The organism is Paracoccus sp. DMF (assembly GCF_004407025.1).
Taxonomy (GTDB): Bacteria; Pseudomonadota; Alphaproteobacteria; order Rhodobacterales; family Rhodobacteraceae; genus Paracoccus; species Paracoccus aminovorans_B.
The window spans coordinates 1-502 of the sequence record NZ_SOKV02000214.1 but is presented as its reverse complement, the minus strand read 5'-3'; the positions used below and the strand labels follow the sequence as shown (position 1 = coordinate 502).

Below are 502 nucleotides of genomic sequence, written 5' to 3'. Positions count from 1 at the left end.
CCACAACCTGCTGTCGGCGATGATCGACAACCATATCTATTGGGGCAATGCGCTGCACATCGACCCGCGCCGCATCACCTGGCGCCGGGTCATGGACATGAACGACCGGGTGCTGCGGCAGATGGTCATCGCGCTTGGCGGCCCGGCGAACGGCTATCCGCGCGAGACCGGCTTCGACATCACCGTCGCCTCCGAGGTGATGGCGATCCTGTGCCTTTCGCGCGATCTCGAGGATCTGCAGGAACGGCTGGGCCGCATCGTCATCGGCTATACCATCGAGCGCCAGCCGATCACCGCCCGCGACATCGGCGCCGACGGCGCCATGACGGTGCTGTTGCGCGACGCGCTGCAACCGAACCTGGTGCAGACGCTGGAAAACAACCCGGCCTTCGTCCATGGCGGCCCCTTCGCCAATATCGCCCATGGCTGCAATTCGGTCATGGCCACCCGCACGGCGCTGGCGCTGTCGGATTACGTGGTGACCGAGGCCGGCTTCGGCGCC

The 502-nt window shown here is 66.1% G+C and carries 1 protein-coding gene; it reads left to right on the top strand.

The window, feature by feature from the left end:
* Positions 1–502 (top strand): formate--tetrahydrofolate ligase (locus E3D03_RS21300; RefSeq protein WP_263568592.1); only part of this gene is annotated, 502 nt, incomplete at both ends.